This is a genomic window from Roseomonas indoligenes (genome assembly GCF_017813365.1).
Taxonomy (GTDB): domain Bacteria; phylum Pseudomonadota; class Alphaproteobacteria; order Acetobacterales; family Acetobacteraceae; genus Roseomonas; species Roseomonas indoligenes.
In genome coordinates this window covers 43,309-59,844 of the sequence record NZ_JAGIZA010000012.1, presented here as the reverse complement: position 1 = coordinate 59,844, position 16,536 = coordinate 43,309, and the positions used below count along the sequence as shown (strand labels likewise).

Genomic DNA, 16,536 nt, shown 5'->3' with positions numbered 1-16,536 from the left:
AAATCTCCAGGTGGTCGGGCGCAGAGAACGCCTAGGGCAGCCGCTTCGCAATCCCTGCAAGCAGCCGCAGGGCGGGGTTGGCCAGGGCCGGCGCCCGGTGTTCCAGGGCCGCACGGGCGATGGCCGCGGAGAGGGCGGGGTGGGGCAGGGCGGCGCCGCCGAGGTCGGAAACCGGGCGTCCGAGACCCATGGCGAGCATCCCCGCCATTTCCTCCGCGCCCGGTGCCAGGAGCGTCGCGCCGGAGAGTCGGCCGCCACGATCAACAAAGAGTGTCACCAGCCCGTCCCCGATCCCCTCCGCCATGCCCCGCGCCGTGTCGGCCAGCGGCCAGCGCAGCCGATGCGCCGGCTCAGCCGTGCTGCCGAGGCGGACCAGGGCGGGGGTCGTTCGGATGGCGAGGGTCGGTTCCGGCGCCGTGGCGGGTGAGGGCAGGCGGAAGAGCATCGACCGTGCAACCGACCCAATATCGCCGCCGCCGGGTCGCCCCAGGACGCCGCCGGCCGCCCAGATCCGCCGGTTCCCCATCACACGCAGCCCACCATCCACGGCGAGAGGGCCTTCCGCGATGCCGGCTGCGACCAGGTCCAGCCCGGCCAGGCGCGGTGCGCGGCCAAGGGCAAGGAGGAGGTGCGAGCCTTCGATCCGCCTGCCATCGGCCAGCAACAGTGCAAGGCCGGTGCCGGCCCGCTCCGCCCGCGCTGCTTCCACTCCGTCGATCACCGTCACCCCGTCCCGACGCAGCGCCCGGGCCAGGCCCTCCGCCATGTCGCGATCGAACCCGGGGGCGAGGGGACCGGGGGAGACCAGGGTCACCTGGGCCCCGAGCCGGGCGAAGGCCTGCGCCATCTCCAGCCCGAATCCCTCGCCGCCGAGAACGAGAAGATGCTCCGGCCGCTCTTCCAAGCTCGGCAGGGTGTCCTCGGTCAGGTAGGGCAGGACTTCCAGCCCTTCCAGGGCAGGCACGACGGGAAGGGCACCTGTCGCGATCACTGCCCGATGGAAGCGCCACTCGCGCCCGGCGGCGCCAACCCGGTCCGGGCCGGAGAGGCGGGCGGCGCCGCGCACCACCTCCACCCCCATGGCCTCGTATCTTGCGGCGGTCGAATCGGGGGCGGCATCCGCATCGGCGGCGGCGAGATGGGTCCGGAGGACCAGCCAGTCCACGGGAACGGGCCCGTTCCCGAGCCCGAAGCGCTGGGAATCGCGCATCAGCGCCACCCGCGCGGCCATGCCCCGCAGCGCCGCCGCGGCGATCGACGGGTCCGGCGCCTCGCCGCCCATGGCACCCCGCTCGAAGAGCGTGACCTGAAGGCCCAGGGCGCGGGCGAGGGCCGCGATCCCCCGGCCGGCCTCGCCCGCGCCGATCACGGCGATATCGGTCTCCGGCATGGTCCCTCCTTCGATGCGGTGGCCCGGCCAGGGGCCGGATGGTTGCTTCGGCCCCTGGCCGGGCGATGCCACGCATAACGCGATGCGCCGGGAAGGGTAGGGGCCTGCCCCGCGGAAAGGCTTCGGTTGACGCGGGCGCACACGCCTTCCTATACAGCGCCACCCGCGCCGGGCGTCCCGCCGCGGCTGCCCGTGTCTGCCTGCTCCCCCATCCGGGCGCATCAGAGAGGGTGGCCGGGACAGACCGGGCACCAGACCACCTCTCGCCGAAGCCCCAGAGATCCGGGCCGGCCAGCACCCAGACGGAGCGCCTTGCCGTGAAGCGTACCTACCAGCCCTCCAAGCTCGTCCGGAAGCGCCGGCACGGGTTCCGCAGCCGTATGGAGACGGTGGGCGGCCGCAACGTCCTGGCCAACCGCCGCGCCAAGGGCCGCAAGAAGCTCTCTGCCTGAGGATGCCCTCCGGGGCGGCCTGATCCTATGCCCCGGACATGGTTTTCCGCATGAAGCTACCCCGGATGAAGAAGCGGCGCGATTTCCTTCGCGCCGCCCAGCGCGGCAAGCGCGCCGCCCGGCCGGGGCTGGTTCTCCAGGCCCTGCCGGAGACGGGCGGGCCAATGCGCCTCGGCTTCACCGTGACAAAGAAAGTTGGCAATGCTGTGGTGCGCAACCGCACCAAGCGCCGCCTCCGCGAGGCCGCGCGCCTCGTGCTCGGTGAGTCCCCGCCGCAGGGTTGGGACATCGTGCTGATCGGCCGGGACGAGACGCGGGGACGCCCCTTCGTCCAGCTCCAGGGCGACCTGCGCGGCGCCATGAAGCAGGCCGGCGTGCCGATATGAGCAGCGCCAGCTTTGCCGCCGAGGCGCTGAAGATCGGGGTCCGTACCTACCAGTTCACGCTGCGCCCCTTCATCGGGGCGCATTGCCGTTTCCACCCGCATTGCAGCGCCTATGCGATCGAGGCCCTGTCAGAGCACGGCGCGCTGCGCGGCACCGCGATGACCGCGCGCCGCATCCTCCGCTGCAATCCCTGGCACCCCGGGGGCTACGACCCGGTGCCCGCCGCCAAGACGAGCTGAACGCCGGACCGATGGACAACAAGCGACTCCTTGCCGCGATCGCGATCTCGATCGGCATCCTGCTGCTCTTCGACGTGTGGAATCGCCCCGCGCGCGAGGCGCAGCGGCAGGCCGCCCAGAACGTGCAGCAGAGCCAGACCACGGGCCAGCCGCTGCCCCAGGGCAACACCGCGCTGAACCCTGCCGGCGTCGCCAGCACCAGCCCGAACGACGGTGCCCCGACCACGCCGGCCCCGCGCATCCGCATCCAGAGCCCGCGCCTCGAAGGCAGCGTGAACCTGCGCGGCGCCCGCATCGACGACCTGGTGCTGCGCGACTACCGCGAGACGATCCTGCCGGGCAGCCCGAATGTCCGCATCCTCGCCCCGCGCGAGGACAACGCCTCCTACTTTGCCCAGTGGGGCTGGACGGCCGCAGACGGCCGCACCGCCATCCCTGGCCCGAACACGGACTGGACGGCGGATGGGACCTTGACCCCCACCACCCCGGTCACGCTGCGCTGGGACAACGGCGCGGGTCAGCGCTTCGAGATCGCGCTCTCGCTGGACACCAACTTCATGGTCACGGCGGAGCAGCGCGTGGTGAACACGGGCGCCGAGCCCGTGCAGGTGCTGCCCTGGGCGCGTGTTCGCCGTGAGCATACGCCGCATCTGGCCGGCTATTACATTCTGCATGAGGGCTTCGTCGGCGTGATCGACGGCCGCCTTCGCGAGTGGAAATATGCCGATGCGAAGATGGAGGCGCAGCGCCGCAACGGCGCGCCGGCCTTCGAGAGCGACGGCCCCGGCGGTTGGGCCGGCTTCACCGACAAGTACTGGCTGGCGGCGGTGCTGCCCGCCGACCAGTCCGCGCCCAGCCACGCCGCGTTCCGCGCCACGCAGGAGAACGGCCAGGACCGCTGGCAGGTGGACGTGACGCCCACCGGCGCCATGACGGCCGCACCCGGCGCCACCGCCGCCTACGGCACCCGCATGTTCGCTGGCGCGAAGGAGGTGAAGTTGCTGGACGCCTACACCACCGACCTGCACATCAAGGATTTCTACTCGGCGGTGGACTTCGGCTACTTCTGGTTCCTCACGAAGCCGTTCTTCTACGCGCTCGACTGGATCTACGGCGTGGTCGGCAATTTCGGCATCGCCATCCTGATCTTCACGGTGGCGCTGAAGGCCCTCTTCTTCCCGCTGGCCAGCAAGTCCTACCAGTCCATGGCCCGCATGAAGGCCCTGGGCCCGAAGATGCAGGAGATGAAGGAGCGGAATAAGGACGATCCTGCGAAAATGCAGCAGGAGATGATGGCGATCTACAAGGCGGAGAAGATCAACCCCGCCGCGGGCTGCCTTCCCATCCTGATCCAGATCCCCGTCTTCTTCGCGCTGTACAAGGTGCTGTTCGTCACGATTGAGATGCGGCACGCGCCCTTCTTCGGCTGGATCCGCGACCTCTCCGCCCCTGACCCGACCAATCTGTTCACGCTGTTCGGGCTGATCCCCTGGGACGCGCCGGCCTTCCTGCACATGCCGGCCTGGGCGATCATCATGGGCATCACCATGTTCATCCAGTTCAAGCTGAACCCGACGCCGCCGGATCCGATCCAGGCGAAGCTGTTCAGCTTCATGCCCATTATCTTCACCTTCATGCTGGCCAGCTTCCCGGCCGGGCTGGTGATCTACTGGTCCTGGAACAACCTGCTTTCGGTGGCGCAGCAGTACTACATCAGCCGGCACGACCGGCAGACGCAGCGCCTCGAGAAGGCGGCGGCACGGCCGTGAGCGGGAGCGCGGATGCGGCGGCGGAGGAGGCCGCCCGGATCGAGCGGGGGCGGCTTCTCTTCGCGCGCCCTGTCCGCTTCTTCTTCGCTGCCGTGAAGCTTGAGGGGCTGCCCCCGGCCGAGGCGCCGGAGGTGGCCTTCTGCGGCCGCTCCAATGTCGGCAAGTCCTCCATCATCAATGCCATCGCCGGGCATCACGGCCTGGCCCGCGTCTCCCATACGCCCGGGCGGACGCGGCAGCTGAACTTCTTCGCGGCGGGCGAGGGGACCGAAAGCCCCCTGACCATCGTGGACATGCCGGGCTACGGCTTCGCCCAGGCCAGCAAGGCGGTGAAGGCCGAGTGGCAGGGGCTGATGTTCGACTACCTGCGCGGCCGCCCCACCCTGCGCCGCGTGATCCTGCTGATGGATGCCCGGATTGAGACGAAGGACGGCGACCGCGCCGCGATGGATCTCCTCGGCGAGGCTGCCGTGCCCTTCCAGATCGTGCTGACCAAGTCCGACGACACGAAGCCCGCCTCCCGCCTGGAGAAGCGGCAGGCGGAGATGGCGGAGATCGTGCGCAAGCGCACGGCCGCCCACCCTGTCGTGCTCACCACCTCCGCGGCCAAGGGTACCGGCATCCCGGAGCTGCGCGCGGCCCTGGCCGAGATCGCCGCCGGCGGCTGAACCTGCGCGGGTTGCCGCCATGCGCCGGGCCGGGTTGACCGGGCCGGGGCGGCCCCATTACCACCGCCGCCGATGCGCGCGGCCCCGGAGACCCCGGTGGGGTCCATCCCCGCCGGGCGCAACCTGACGCGCCGCCCACGGGAACCGCCCATGACCGACCCGCACGACCAGATGGCGATCCTCGCCGGCGCGCTGCCCTATTTGAAGCGCTACGACGACCAGATCATCGTGGTGAAGTACGGCGGCCACGCCATGGGTGAGGAGGACACGGCCCTTCGCTTCGGCCGTGACATCGCGCTGTTGGAGCAGGTCGGCGTGAACCCCGTGGTGGTCCATGGCGGCGGCCCGCAGATCAACGCCATGCTCAAGCGCCTGAACGTTCAGTCTACCTTCGTCAACGGGCTGCGCGTGACGGATGAGCAGATGGTGGACGTGGTGGAAATGGTCCTCGCCGGCACCGTCAATAAGCAGGTCGCGGAGGCGATTACCCGCGCCGGCGTCATCGCGGTCGGCATCTCCGGCAAGGACGGCAACCTCATTCGCGCCCGCAAGGCGGAACGCACCATTGTTGACCCGGAGACGAAGCAGGAGCGTCCCCTCGACCTCGGCTATGTCGGAGAGCCGGCAGAGGTGGACACGAAGGTGCTGCGCCTGATGATCGGGGCAGACATCGTGCCCGTGGTGGCCCCGGTTGGCGTGGGCGCCGACGGCCAGACCTACAACATCAACGCCGACACCGTGGCGGGCGCGATCGCCGGGGCCCTAGGCGCCGCGCGTCTGCTGATGCTGACGGATGTGGCGGGGGTGCGCGGCCCCGACGGGAAGCACATCCCGGAAATGACGGTGGCCCAGGTTCGGGCCGGCATCGCCGAAGGGTGGATCTCGGCCGGGATGATCCCGAAGGTGGAGACCTGCATCTACGCCATCGAGCGGGGCGTGCAGGGTGCCGTGATCCTGGACGGCCGCGTGCCGCATGCGGTCCTGGCCGAATTGTTCACCGAGGGCGGCTCCGGCACTCTCATCAAGCCCTGATCCCCGGTTCAGGAGGGTTGCAGGAGTCCCGCCACGAGGCCCTGCATTGCTTCCGTCGGCAAGGCCCAGGCCCCGCCTGGCAGGATCAGCAGATCCTCCGGCTGACTTCCCGCGAGCCGCATCTGGGCGAAGGTGGCGGCCCGCCCGGACAGCCCGGCTTTCCAGCAAAGCGAGACGAGCAGCCGCGCGTCCCGGCCCTCCAGAGCGCGGGTCACAACGCCGCCGGGTAGCCCGCTGAGCGCGGCCAGGATTCGCGCGCATTCCGGCAGGCGCGACTGCCGGGCGGCTGCAACAAAGCTTTCCTCGTTCACCGGTCCGGGGGGAGGTTCGCCCACCAAGGCGGCGTTTACGGAAGCCGGCCTCCCCACCGCTCCAACGGGAGCAGCCGGAAGGTCCGGCCGCGAGAGCAGGATTCGGAGCGCCTCGCCCGCCACCACCTCCTGCAGCCCGCGCGCCACCGCGGCGCTGAGCCCGGGGCGGCGCACCAGCGCCGACTGCCAGCTCGGCTGGGTGCCGCAGCGCGCGGTCAGGGCCAGGAGCGTGCCCTCCCGGATGCGGGCCGTCGCATTGGCCAGCAGGGCCGTGACGGAGGCCTGCTCCTCCCGTTGTGCGATGGCGTCCGAAGGGGCCTCGGCGAGGTAGGGGCGGCGCGCGATCGCGCCCAGCGTCTCCGGCACCGGAGGGTCAGCGATGAGGCGGAGGAGGTCCTCCTCCTCGAGCACCGGGGAGCCGCGCAGCACCGGTTCAGCCACCGCCATCGCCACGTCCCGCGCCAGGCGGAGGATGAGAGGGCGGGGAATGTGAGCCAGTTCCGCCACCAGCTCCGTCACCGCCGCCCGCACGGCCACCGCATCGTCGTCGCTGAGGAGGAGCAGCGCTTCCCAGGTGGCGCGGCGGTGCCGGTCTGTCGTGTCCGGGTCCAGCATGGGGGCGAGGGTGGCCAGCTTGCGCGCCAGGACCCGGCGCACCCCCGGCTCCGCATCGCGGGCCAGCAGGTGGTCCGCTAGGGGCGGGGTGGCGGCGTTCGCCGCGATCGCGGCCCGCACCGCGATCATGGGATCATTGGACAGGAAGAACAGCATTTCCGGCGGGGTATCCGCCCGTTCCGCCATCCTCGCCCGCGCGGCATCGTCCATGCGGCGGGGCCAGACGGCCAATTCGGCTTCCATCACGGCCTCCAGGTCCGGGCGGTTGCCGGCCCGTGGCGCGGGAACCTTGCCCGCCGCCCAGGCTGCACCGGGGAGGTTAGGGAATGCTGAATCCCGGGGCCGCCCCGCGTTGACAGCCCGCGCCGCGCGCGCGATGGGGGCCGCCACCCTCTGCCGACGATCAGGACCTCACGATGGAACTCGCTGCCCTCCAGCCCCGAATCGAGGCCCTCTGGGAGCGCAGGGCCGAGCTGAGCCCGGCGACGCAGGGTGAGGAGCGCGAGGCTGTCGAGGCGGCGCTGGAGGCACTGGATTCCGGAAAGGCCCGCGTGGCGGAGCCCGACGGGCAGGGGGGCTGGCGCGTCAACCAGTGGCTCAAGCAGGCGGTGCTGCTCTCCTTCCGGCTGGAGGACAGCGCACCGATGGATGTCGGCCTCGGCGCCTACGACAAGGTGCCCCTGAAGTTCAAGGACTGGGGCGAGAACCGCTTCCGTGAGGCCGGGTTCCGCGCCGTGCCTGGCGCGGTGGTCCGCCGCTCCGCCTTCATCGGCAAGGGCGTGGTGCTCATGCCCTCCTTCGTAAACCTCGGTGCCTATGTCGACGAGAACACGATGATCGACACCTGGGCGACCGTCGGCTCCTGCGCGCAGATCGGGAAGAACTGCCACATCTCCGGCGGCGCTGGCATCGGCGGCGTGCTGGAGCCGCTGCAGGCCAACCCCGTGGTGATCGGTGACAACTGCTTCGTGGGCGCCCGCTCCGAGGTCGCCGAGGGGGTGATCGTGGGCGAGGGTTCGGTCCTCGCCATGGGCGTCTTCCTCGGCGCTTCGACCAAGATCATCGATCGCGCGACTGGCGAGGTCTTCGTCGGCAAGGTCCCGCCCTATTCCGTGGTGGTTCCGGGCAGCCTTCCGGGCAGGCCGCTGCCGGACGGCACGCCGGGGCCGAGCCTCTACTGCGCCGTGATCGTGAAGCGGGTGGATGCCCAGACCCGCAGCAAGACCAGCATCAACGAACTGCTGCGAGACTGATGCCCACGGACCCCCTCCCCATCGCGCAAGCCCTGATCCGCTGCGCCTCCGTCACGCCCGCGGATGAGGGCGCGATCGCGGTGCTGGAGGGCGTGCTGGCGCCGCTCGGCTTCCAGTGCACGCGGCTGCGTTTCGGGGAGGTGGAAAACCTTTTCGCCGTCCGCCGCTCCGGCGGGAACGGCCCGCATCTCTGCTTCGCCGGGCATACGGACGTGGTGCCGCCGGGTGAGGGCTGGACCCATCCGCCCTTCGCCGCGGAGGTCGCGGATGGAACCCTTTACGGCCGTGGCGCCGTGGACATGAAGGGCGGCGTGGCCGCCTTCGTGGCGGCCGCGGCGGACGCTGTGGCGGACGGCACAGCGGATCGCGGCACGCTCTCCTTCCTCATCACCGGGGACGAGGAGGGCGTGGCGACGGACGGCACCACGAAGGTGCTGGACTGGATGGCGGAGAACCACCTCGTCCCCGACATGTGCCTGGTCGGCGAGCCAACGAGCAAGGAACGGCTGGGCGACACGATCAAAATCGGCCGGCGCGGCAGCTTCTCGGCCGAGTTCACGATCCACGGCATCCAGGGCCACGTCGCCTACCCCGAACGGGCGGACAACCCCATCCACCGCATGGCCCAGGTGATCCACCGCCTGACAGCCGAGCCGCTGGACGGAGGGACGGAGTGGTTCCAGGGCAGCACCCTTCAGGTGACCACGGTGGACGTGGGCAACCCCACCAACAATATCGTTCCCGGCCAGGCCTTCGCGCGGCTGAACATCCGCTTCAACCCAACCCACAGTGCCGCGAGCCTGGAAGCCTGGATCCGCGGCATCCTGGCCGAGGACGCGCCCGGCCACGAGGCGCGCTTCTCCTCCTCCGGCGACGCCTTCCTGACCGAGCCAGGCCCCTTCGTGGACGCGCTGCGCCGCGCCGTGGCGGCCAGCACGGGCGAGGAGGGCGCGCTGGACACGGGCGGCGGCACCTCGGACGCCCGCTTCATCACCCGGCTCTGCCCGGTGGCCGAACTCGGTGCGGTCGGCACCACCATGCACAAGGTGGACGAGCGCACGCCGGTGGAGGAGCTGCGCCGCCTTTCCGCCCTTTACGGCGCCGTCATCAGGGAGTGCCTGGGCTGAGCACGCCCGTCACCCTCGAGACGCAGGTCGTCGCCGGACTGAATGCGGCCTTCCTCCTCGCCAGGGGGAAGGAAGAGGGGCTGCGCTTCGCCCTCCTGTCGATGGAAGGCGCGACGCGCTCCTTCTGGGCCGGCGCCATCTGCCTGGTCCCTTTCCTGATCATCCGCACGATGGGGGGCGACGCCCTCCGCTCCAGCGGCCTGGAACTGGAGCTGATCGGCTACGTGCTGGGCTGGGTGGTCTTCCCTCTCGCCTCAACCGCCCTGGCCGATGCCTCGGGGCGCGGTTCTCTGTGGCCGCTTTTCATCGCTGCCTGGAACTGGACCAACCTCGCCCAGTACGCGGCGCTGCTGGCGGCTTCCGTTCTCGGGCGCCTGCTGCCCGGCGGCCTCGGCGGGCTGCTCAGCCTCCTTGCCTTCGCCTATGCCCTCTGGCTGGAGTGGTTCGTCGCGAAGTCGGCGCTCCGCATCAGCGGGGCTCGGGCGGCAATCTTCGTCCTGATGGACATGGCGATCGGGCTCTCCATTGCCTCGATCGTGGACCGGCTGGGATAGGGCGTCAGCTCCGCGCACCGATCCCGCGCCCGACCGCCACCGCCCTGTCCCCGAACTTGCCGCGCAAGGCTTCCATAGCCGCCCAGCGGGCCGCGCGGCGGGGCGCCTCCGGATCGGCCAAGTCGCCGTGATCTGCCGCGGAGGCTTCCACCAGGGGCTGGGCGCCGATCCCGATCAGGCGGAAGGCTGTGCCGTCCGCTTCCCGGGCAAGCAGGGGCCGGGCGGCGTGGAACAGGGTTTCCGGCACGGCGCTAGGGCCGGGCAGGCGGGCGTTCCGGGTGCGCAGGGCGAAGCGCGCCGTCTTCAGCTTCAGCACCACGCCGCCCGCCGCGAAGCCCTTCTCCGCCAGCCGCCGCGCCAGCTTCTCGCAGAGGCGCCAGAGCATCGGCTCCAACTCCTCGGGCCGAGCGATGTCGCGGTCGAAGGTGGTCTCGGCGGAAACCGACTTCGTCTCGCGCTCCGGGCGGACGGGGCGAGAATCCTCGCCGCGCGCCCGGGCGACCAGGGTTGGCCCTTCCTCGCCAAAGCGCCGCATCGCCTCCCGCATGTCCAGGGAGGCGAGTTGGCCGAGGGTCGAGAAGCCCATGCCGCCGAGTTTTGCCGCAAAGGCAGGGCCGACTCCCGGCAGGATCGTCACCGGCTCAGGTGCCAGCAGGGCGCCGGCCTCGGCGGCGCCGATCACGGCCATGCCGCGCGGCTTATCCCGCTCCACCGCAATCTTGGCGAGCAGCCGGTTCGGGGCGAGTCCCATAGAGACGGTCACGCCCACCTCTTTCTCGACCTGCCGGGCAAGGCGGGCGAGGGCGACCGCGGGCGGGGCGCCATGAAGTGCCTCGGTGCCTGAGAGGTCGAGCACCGCCTCGTCGATCGACATGGCCTGCACGAGCGGCGTTAGCGATTCCATCAGCGCGCGGATCTGCCGGGAGGCGGCGACGTACTTCGCGAAGTCCGGCTTGATCACCACCGCGTCCGGGCAGGCGGCCAGGGCCTTGAACATCGGCATGGCGGATTTCACGCCGCGGGTGCGCGCGAGATAGCAGGCCGTGGAAACGACGCCGCGCTGCCCGCCGCCGATAATCACGGGCCGGGCGGCCAATTCCGGCCTGTCGCGCTTCTCAACGCTGGCAAAAAACGCGTCGCAGTCGATATGGGCGATGGAGAGGCCGAAAAGCTCGGGATGGGAGACCATGCGCGCCGAAGCACAGGCGGGGCAGCGGCGCGGCGCGTCCGCGGATTGGACGAAGCAGTCCCGGCAGAGGGAGGGCATGGTGCCAGCCTAGCACGGAAGGTGAACGGGAGCGCGAGTCGTCAGGCGGAATCCCAGAGGCGGGCGGCGCCGAATACACCGGAACTGTCCCCATGCCGGGCCCGGACGAGGTTCACCGCCTTCGCATCCCCGAAGATGTACGGCGCCATCAGGCCCGGCACCGCCGTGTAGAGCCGGGCGAAGTTGGAGATGCCGCCCCCCAGGACGATGACGTCAGGATCCATCAGGTTCACCAGCGCCGCCAGGGCGCGGGCCAGCCGGTCCGCGTATCGGTCCAGCGCGGCGGCGGCTGCCGGATCGCCGGACGCCGCGCGCGCCTCCAGCCCGCTGGCGTCGCGCGCCCCCGGCCCGTCCGCGTCGGCGGCCAGTGCCGGGCCGCAGAGGAAGGTCTCCAGGCAGCCGTGCAGACCACACCAGCAGCGCGGGCCCGGGAACTCCTCCGGCCGCATCCAGGGCAGGGGGGTATGGCCCCATTCCCCGGACACCCGGTTGAGACCTTCCAGCGGGCGCCCGTCCACCACCCAGCCGCCGCCCACGCCCGTGCCGAGGATCGCGGCGAAGACGGTGCGGTGCCCGGCCCCGGCCCCGTCCGCCGCCTCGCTCGTCACGAGGCAGTTGGCGTCGTTCGTCACCCGCACCGGGCGGCCCAGCGCAGCCTCCAGGTCCCGGTCGAAGGGCCGCCCGTTCAGCGCCTGACTGTTGGCGTTCCGCACCAGGCCGGTCCTGGGATTGATGCTGCCGGGGATCCCCACACCCACTGTACCCCTGGCGCCGAGTTCCGCCTCGGCCTCAGCCACCAGGGCGGCGATCGTGTTGACCAAGGCCTCGTAGCCGGTCCCGGTCGGGCGGCGGCGGCGCAGTAGGACCCCCCCGTCCGGCCCTAGAGCCGCGATTTCCGTCTTCGTTCCGCCGAGGTCTACGCCGAGCCTGATCGTCATGCGGCGATAGATGCCGGTGCACCGGGGACACGTCCAGCGGAGCATCGCGAGGGAAAAGCCCCGGGGCGCTGGACTTGCGGCGTTCCCGGTGGTGGATTGGCCGGCTCTATGGCAGCGCCGTCCAACGCCTCCCCCAGCGGGACCACAAAAGAGACCCTGCTCGACGTCCAGGGCCTGACCTGTCCCTTGCCCGTGCTGAAGGCCAACAAGGCCCTTCGCGGGCTGGCGCCGGGCGCGCGCCTGACCGTCCTGGCCACGGACGCGGCAAGCGTCGTCGATTTCCAGGCCTATTGCCGGGAGACCGGGCACGCCCTCGTCTCCTTCAGCGAGAGCGCGGGTGTGTACCGCTTCACCCTCCGCAAGCGCGACGAGAAGTCGGGCGAGTCGGGGAAGGGGGGCTGATGCTCCTCCTCACCCACCCCGCCTGCCTGCGCCACGACAATGGCCCGCACCATCCGGAGGCGCCGGCGCGCCTGCGGGCGGTGATGCAGGTGCTGGAAACGCAGGAGTTCTCCGCCCTCGTCCGCGCCGAGGCGCCGCAGGCAACGCGGGAGCAGCTGCTTCGCGTTCACCCTGAGGCTCATGTGAACCGCATCCTCTCGATCCGTCCGGCGGAGGGGGAGACGGTGCAGTTGGACGCCGACACCGCCATGAACGCCCATTCGGCCGAGGCGGCGCTCCGCGCGGCGGGCGCCGGGGTGGAGGCGGTGGATGCCGTGATGCGCGGCGAGTTCCCCCGCGCCTTCTGCGCCGTGCGTCCCCCCGGCCACCACGCCGAGCCGGACACGGCCATGGGGTTCTGCTTCTTCTCCAGCGCCGCGATCGCCGCGCGGCACGCCCAGGCGGTGCACGGGGTGGAGCGGGTGGCGGTGCTGGACTTCGACGTCCACCACGGTAACGGCACCCAGGCCGCTTTCTGGGGCGAGCCGTCCTTGATGCTTGCGTCCTCGCACCAGATGCCGCTCTACCCCGGCACGGGGGCGGCCTCGGAGGTCGGGCAGGGGAACATCCTCAACGTCCCCCTCGCCTCCGGGACGGAGGGACCTGCCTTCCGTAAGATTTGGGAGCGGGAGATCCTACCGGCCGTGGCCGCCTTCGCGCCTGGCCTAGTTATCGTCTCTGCCGGCTTCGACGCGCACCGGGCCGATCCGCTCGCCGGGCTGCGCTTGGTGGAGGAGGATTTCGGCTGGGTGACGGAGGCAATCTGCGAGATGGCGAACGGCACCTGCGGCGGCCGGGTGGTCTCTCTGCTGGAAGGGGGCTACGACCTCGGCGCCCTTGCCCGGTCGGTGGCCGCGCATCTGCGCGCCCTGATCAGCGCGTGACCCGGAACCTACCAGCCATGCCCGACACCATGACCGATACCCCTTCCGAAGTTGACGGACTCTCGTTTGAGGAGGCGATGGCCGAGCTTGAGGCCATCGTGCGCCGCCTCGAGGGCGGGCAGGCGAAGCTAGAGGAAGCGATGGATTCCTACGCCCGCGGCACCGCCCTGCGCGCGCATTGCCAGCGCAAGCTGGACGAGGCGGAGGCGCGGGTGCAGGCCCTGGTGCCCGGCCCCGTGCCGGCCCTGCGGGACGTGGAGTAGTGGCGACCATGAACGAGACGATGACGGACACCGCCTCCGCGGAGACCCTGAAGACGGCGATGGCCGAGGCCGCCTCCGAGGTGGACGAGGCGCTGGACGCGCTGCTCCCGAAGGAAGAGGGGGACGAGCGCAAGCTCTTCGCCGCCATGCGCTACGCCACCATGGGCGGCGGCAAGAAGATGCGCGCCTTTCTGGTGCTGGAAGGCGCGAAGCAGTTCGGAGTAGGCCGCGAGTCCGCGCTGTGCGTGGCCGCCGCGGTGGAGATGCTCCACGCCTACTCCCTGGTCCATGACGACCTGCCGGCCATGGATGACGACGACCTGCGCCGCGGCAAGCCGACCGTCCACAAGGCCTGGGACGAGGCCACCGCTATCCTCGTGGGCGATGCGCTGCAGACCCAGGCCTTCGCCACCCTCGCCGCGCCGGAGACGCACCAGGACCCGGCCGTGCGCGCCGACCTCTGCCTCGCCCTCGCGCTCGCCTCCGGGGCGCGTGGCATGGTGGGCGGCCAGATGCTGGACATGATGGCCGAGAGCGCAACGGCCCCGCTGGAGGAGGCCGCGATCGTGCGGCTGCAGCAGCTCAAGACCGGCCGGCTGATCGAGTTCTCGGCCGAGGCCGGCGCCATCCTCGGCAAGGCGCCTGCCCATTCTCGCCAATGCCTGCTCTACTATGGGCGGGAGATCGGCGCCGCCTTCCAGATCGCCGACGACCTGCTCGACCTGACGGCCACGCCGGAGGAAACCGGCAAGGCCACCGGCAAGGATGCCGGCGCCGGCAAGGCGACCCTTCTCGGCCTGCTCGGCCCTGAGCGCGCCCGCGCCCAGGCGGAGCGGCTGGTGGAGCAGGCCAAGGGCCATCTTGAGAGTTTCGATGAGCGCGCGGACATGCTGCGCGCGCTGGCCGACCACGTCATCCGCCGCCGGAACTAGGCGGCGATCGAGAGAGCACGACGCATGTCACCCCCGCCCGCCACACCCCTTCTCGACCGCGTCCGCACTCCCTCGGACATGCGCAATCTCTCGCCGGAGCAGCTGAAGCAGCTGGCCGAGGAGTTGCGGGCGGAGACGATCCATACCGTCTCCACCACCGGCGGGCACCTCGGCGCCTCGCTCGGCGTCGTGGAGCTGACGGTCGCGCTGCACGCCATCTTCGACACCCCGGACGACCGACTGATCTGGGATGTCGGCCACCAGGCCTATCCCCACAAGATCCTGACCGGCCGGCGCGACCGGATCCGAACCCTGCGCCAGGGCGGCGGCCTCTCCGGCTTCACCCGCCGCAGCGAGAGCGAGTACGACCCCTTCGGCGCGGCGCATTCCTCCACCTCCATCTCCGCCGGCCTCGGCATGGCCGTGGCGCGGGACCTTCTCGCGCCCCTCGGCAAGGGCAAGGGGGTTGGGCAGAACGTCATCGCCGTGATCGGCGATGGCGCGATGTCCGCGGGCATGGCCTATGAGGCGATGAACAACGCGGGCGCGCTGAAGTCGCGCCTCGTCGTCGTCCTCAACGATAACGACATGTCGATCGCCCGCCCGGTGGGCGCGATGTCGGCCTATCTCTCCCGCCTTATTTCCTCGCGCCCCTTCCTCTCGATCCGGGAGGTCATGGGGCGCTTGGCCCGGCGCTTCCCGCGCCCGCTGGCCCAGGCCGCCAAGCGTGCGGACGAGTACGCGCGCGGCATGCTGACGGGCGGCACGCTTTTCGAGGAAATGGGGTTCTACTATGTCGGCCCGATCGACGGGCACGACCTGGACCACCTGCTGCCCGTGCTGCGGAACTTGCGCGAGGCCGATGAGGGTGGGCCCATCCTGCTCCACGTCGTCACGCAGAAGGGCAAGGGCTACGCCCCCGCCGAGGAGAGCGCGGACAAGTACCACGGCGTGGTGAAGTTCAACGTGGTGACGGGTGAGCAGGTGAAGGCGCCTCCCGGCCCGCCGAGCTACACCAAGGTCTTCGCCCAGGCGCTCATCGCCGAGGCCGAGGCGGATCCCACGGTTGTTGCGATCACCGCGGCGATGCCGAGCGGCACGGGGCTGGACGCCTTCGAGAAGAAGTTTCCGCGCCGCATCTTCGATGTGGGCATCGCCGAGCAGCACGCCGTGACCTTCGCGGCCGGCATGGCGACGGAGGGGCTGAAGCCCTTCGTGGCGATCTACTCCACCTTCCTCCAGCGCGCCTATGACCAGGTGGTGCACGACGTGGCGCTGCAGAACCTGCCCGTGCGCTTCGCCATGGACCGGGCGGGCCTGGTGGGCGCCGACGGCGCCACCCATGCCGGCGCCTACGACGTCGCCTTCCTCAGCTGCATTCCGAACATGACGCTGATGGCCGCCGCCGATGAGGTGGAGCTGATGCACATGGTCGCGACCGCCGCCGCCCATGATTCCGGCCCGATCGCCTTCCGCTACCCGCGCGGTGAGGGCACGGGGCTGGAGCTGCCGGCGCGCGGCACGGTGCTGCCGGTCGGCAAGGGGCGCGTGCTGCGGGAGGGGAGCACGATCGCCATCCTCTCCTACGGCACGCGACTGGCCGAAGCGATGAAGGCCGCGGAGGAGCTGGCCGCCCAGGGCCTGTCCTGCACCGTTGCCGATGCCCGCTTCGCCAAGCCGCTCGACACGGAACTGGTGGAGCGGCTGGCCCGCAACCACGCAGTGCTGCTGACCGTGGAAGAGGGTTCGGTGGGTGGCTTCGGCAGCCTTGTCGCCCAGCACCTCGCCCATGCCGGGCTGTTGGACGGGGGCCTGCGCTTTCGCCCGCTGGTCCTGCCGGACATCTACATCGATCACGAGTCGCCGAAGAAGCAGTACGATCTGGCCGGGCTCAATGGGCCGCAGATCGCGCAGGCAGCGCGCGACGCGCTTGGCCGGGAGACGACCGCGCGGCCCGCACGGGCCTGACGCGATGGCCCGGGACCGGCAACTCCGGTCCCGGGTCCTGGTTCCCG

The 16,536-nt window shown here is 70.9% G+C and carries 18 protein-coding genes; 14 read left to right on the top strand and 4 right to left on the bottom strand.

All coding sequences use genetic code 11. The annotated features are described in order from the left end of the window. Window positions 1–31: 31 nt before the first annotated feature. Window positions 32–1,390, bottom strand: coding sequence for an FAD-dependent oxidoreductase (locus J5Y10_RS18430; RefSeq protein WP_209375550.1), 1,359 nt, complete (start codon window positions 1,388–1,390; stop codon window positions 32–34). Between the two features lie 317 nt (window positions 1,391–1,707). On the opposite strand from J5Y10_RS18430, the gene rpmH reads away from it, so the two are divergent. The 6 genes from rpmH to argB all read left to right on the top strand — a co-directional run bounded on the left by rpmH (window position 1,708) and on the right by argB (window position 5,936). After that, a complete protein-coding gene (gene rpmH / locus J5Y10_RS18425) occupies window positions 1,708–1,842 on the top strand; it encodes a 50S ribosomal protein L34 (protein WP_209375548.1) in 135 nt (44 codons plus the stop codon). A 50-nt stretch (window positions 1,843–1,892) separates the two neighbouring features. Beyond that, window positions 1,893–2,228, top strand: a complete 336-nt coding sequence (rnpA, locus tag J5Y10_RS18420; RefSeq protein ID WP_209375546.1) for a ribonuclease P protein component — start codon at window positions 1,893–1,895, stop codon at window positions 2,226–2,228. Further along, window positions 2,225–2,467 carry a membrane protein insertion efficiency factor YidD gene (yidD, locus tag J5Y10_RS18415; protein WP_209375545.1) on the top strand — a complete coding sequence of 81 codons (243 nt, stop codon included), beginning with the start codon at window positions 2,225–2,227 and terminating at the stop codon, window positions 2,465–2,467. Before rnpA ends, yidD begins: the two co-directional genes overlap by 4 nt. Before the next feature lie 11 nt (window positions 2,468–2,478). Further along, entirely contained in the window at window positions 2,479–4,236 is a 1,758-nt protein-coding gene (gene yidC, locus J5Y10_RS18410) for a membrane protein insertase YidC (protein WP_209375543.1), read from the top strand. Further along, window positions 4,233–4,904, top strand: a complete 672-nt coding sequence (gene yihA / locus J5Y10_RS18405) for a ribosome biogenesis GTP-binding protein YihA/YsxC (RefSeq protein WP_209375542.1) — start codon at window positions 4,233–4,235, stop codon at window positions 4,902–4,904. Before yidC ends, yihA begins: the two co-directional genes overlap by 4 nt. Window positions 4,905–5,054: 150 nt before the next feature. Further along, window positions 5,055–5,936 carry an acetylglutamate kinase gene (gene argB, locus J5Y10_RS18400; protein ID WP_209375540.1) on the top strand — a complete coding sequence of 294 codons (882 nt, stop codon included), beginning with the start codon at window positions 5,055–5,057 and terminating at the stop codon, window positions 5,934–5,936. A gap of 8 nt (window positions 5,937–5,944) precedes the next feature. Here argB and J5Y10_RS18395 read toward each other — a convergent pair whose 3' ends face one another. Continuing rightward, window positions 5,945–7,105, bottom strand: a complete 1,161-nt coding sequence (locus J5Y10_RS18395) for a DUF2336 domain-containing protein (RefSeq protein WP_209375538.1) — start codon at window positions 7,103–7,105, stop codon at window positions 5,945–5,947. A 173-nt stretch (window positions 7,106–7,278) separates the two neighbouring features. On the opposite strand from J5Y10_RS18395, the gene dapD reads away from it, so the two are divergent. From dapD to J5Y10_RS18380, 3 genes are read left to right on the top strand one after another with little or no spacing between them, the layout of a single operon-like run. Continuing rightward, the gene (dapD, locus tag J5Y10_RS18390; protein WP_209375537.1) at window positions 7,279–8,115 is read left to right on the top strand and encodes a 2,3,4,5-tetrahydropyridine-2,6-dicarboxylate N-succinyltransferase; all 837 of its coding nucleotides are present in this window, start codon (window positions 7,279–7,281) and stop codon (window positions 8,113–8,115) included. After that, a complete protein-coding gene (gene dapE / locus J5Y10_RS18385; protein WP_209375536.1) occupies window positions 8,115–9,242 on the top strand; it encodes a succinyl-diaminopimelate desuccinylase in 1,128 nt (375 codons plus the stop codon). The genes dapD and dapE overlap by 1 nt, the downstream gene beginning before the upstream one ends. After that, entirely contained in the window at window positions 9,230–9,796 is a 567-nt protein-coding gene (locus J5Y10_RS18380) for a hypothetical protein (RefSeq protein WP_209375534.1), read from the top strand. The genes dapE and J5Y10_RS18380 overlap by 13 nt, the downstream gene beginning before the upstream one ends. Before the next feature lie 4 nt (window positions 9,797–9,800). On the opposite strand, the gene J5Y10_RS18375 is transcribed toward J5Y10_RS18380, so the two are convergent. Together J5Y10_RS18375 and J5Y10_RS18370 are read right to left on the bottom strand one after the other, a co-directional pair. Next, window positions 9,801–11,063, bottom strand: coding sequence for a DNA polymerase IV (locus tag J5Y10_RS18375; RefSeq protein WP_209375532.1), 1,263 nt, complete (start codon window positions 11,061–11,063; stop codon window positions 9,801–9,803). A 41-nt stretch (window positions 11,064–11,104) separates the two neighbouring features. Then, window positions 11,105–12,001, bottom strand: coding sequence for an ROK family protein (locus tag J5Y10_RS18370; protein WP_209375530.1), 897 nt, complete (start codon window positions 11,999–12,001; stop codon window positions 11,105–11,107). A 108-nt stretch (window positions 12,002–12,109) separates the two neighbouring features. On the opposite strand from J5Y10_RS18370, the gene J5Y10_RS18365 reads away from it, so the two are divergent. Genes J5Y10_RS18365 through dxs form a run of 5 tightly spaced genes read left to right on the top strand, consistent with a single transcriptional unit; the run spans window position 12,110 to window position 16,489 of the window. Further along, entirely contained in the window at window positions 12,110–12,403 is a 294-nt protein-coding gene (locus J5Y10_RS18365; RefSeq protein WP_209375529.1) for a sulfurtransferase TusA family protein, read from the top strand. Beyond that, entirely contained in the window at window positions 12,403–13,326 is a 924-nt protein-coding gene (locus tag J5Y10_RS18360) for a histone deacetylase family protein (RefSeq protein WP_209375527.1), read from the top strand. The genes J5Y10_RS18365 and J5Y10_RS18360 overlap by 1 nt, the downstream gene beginning before the upstream one ends. 29 nt (window positions 13,327–13,355) lie before the next feature. Beyond that, window positions 13,356–13,589 (top strand): exodeoxyribonuclease VII small subunit, encoded by a 234-nt coding sequence (gene xseB, locus J5Y10_RS18355; RefSeq protein ID WP_209375669.1) that lies wholly within the window; start codon window positions 13,356–13,358, stop codon window positions 13,587–13,589. Window positions 13,590–13,609: 20 nt separating this feature from the next. Next, window positions 13,610–14,521: a polyprenyl synthetase family protein gene (locus J5Y10_RS18350; protein ID WP_209375668.1), complete on the top strand. Its 912-nt coding sequence runs from the start codon at window positions 13,610–13,612 to the stop codon at window positions 14,519–14,521. A gap of 24 nt (window positions 14,522–14,545) precedes the next feature. Further along, window positions 14,546–16,489 carry a 1-deoxy-D-xylulose-5-phosphate synthase gene (dxs, locus tag J5Y10_RS18345; protein WP_209375525.1) on the top strand — a complete coding sequence of 648 codons (1,944 nt, stop codon included), beginning with the start codon at window positions 14,546–14,548 and terminating at the stop codon, window positions 16,487–16,489. Window positions 16,490–16,536: the final 47 nt, after the last annotated feature.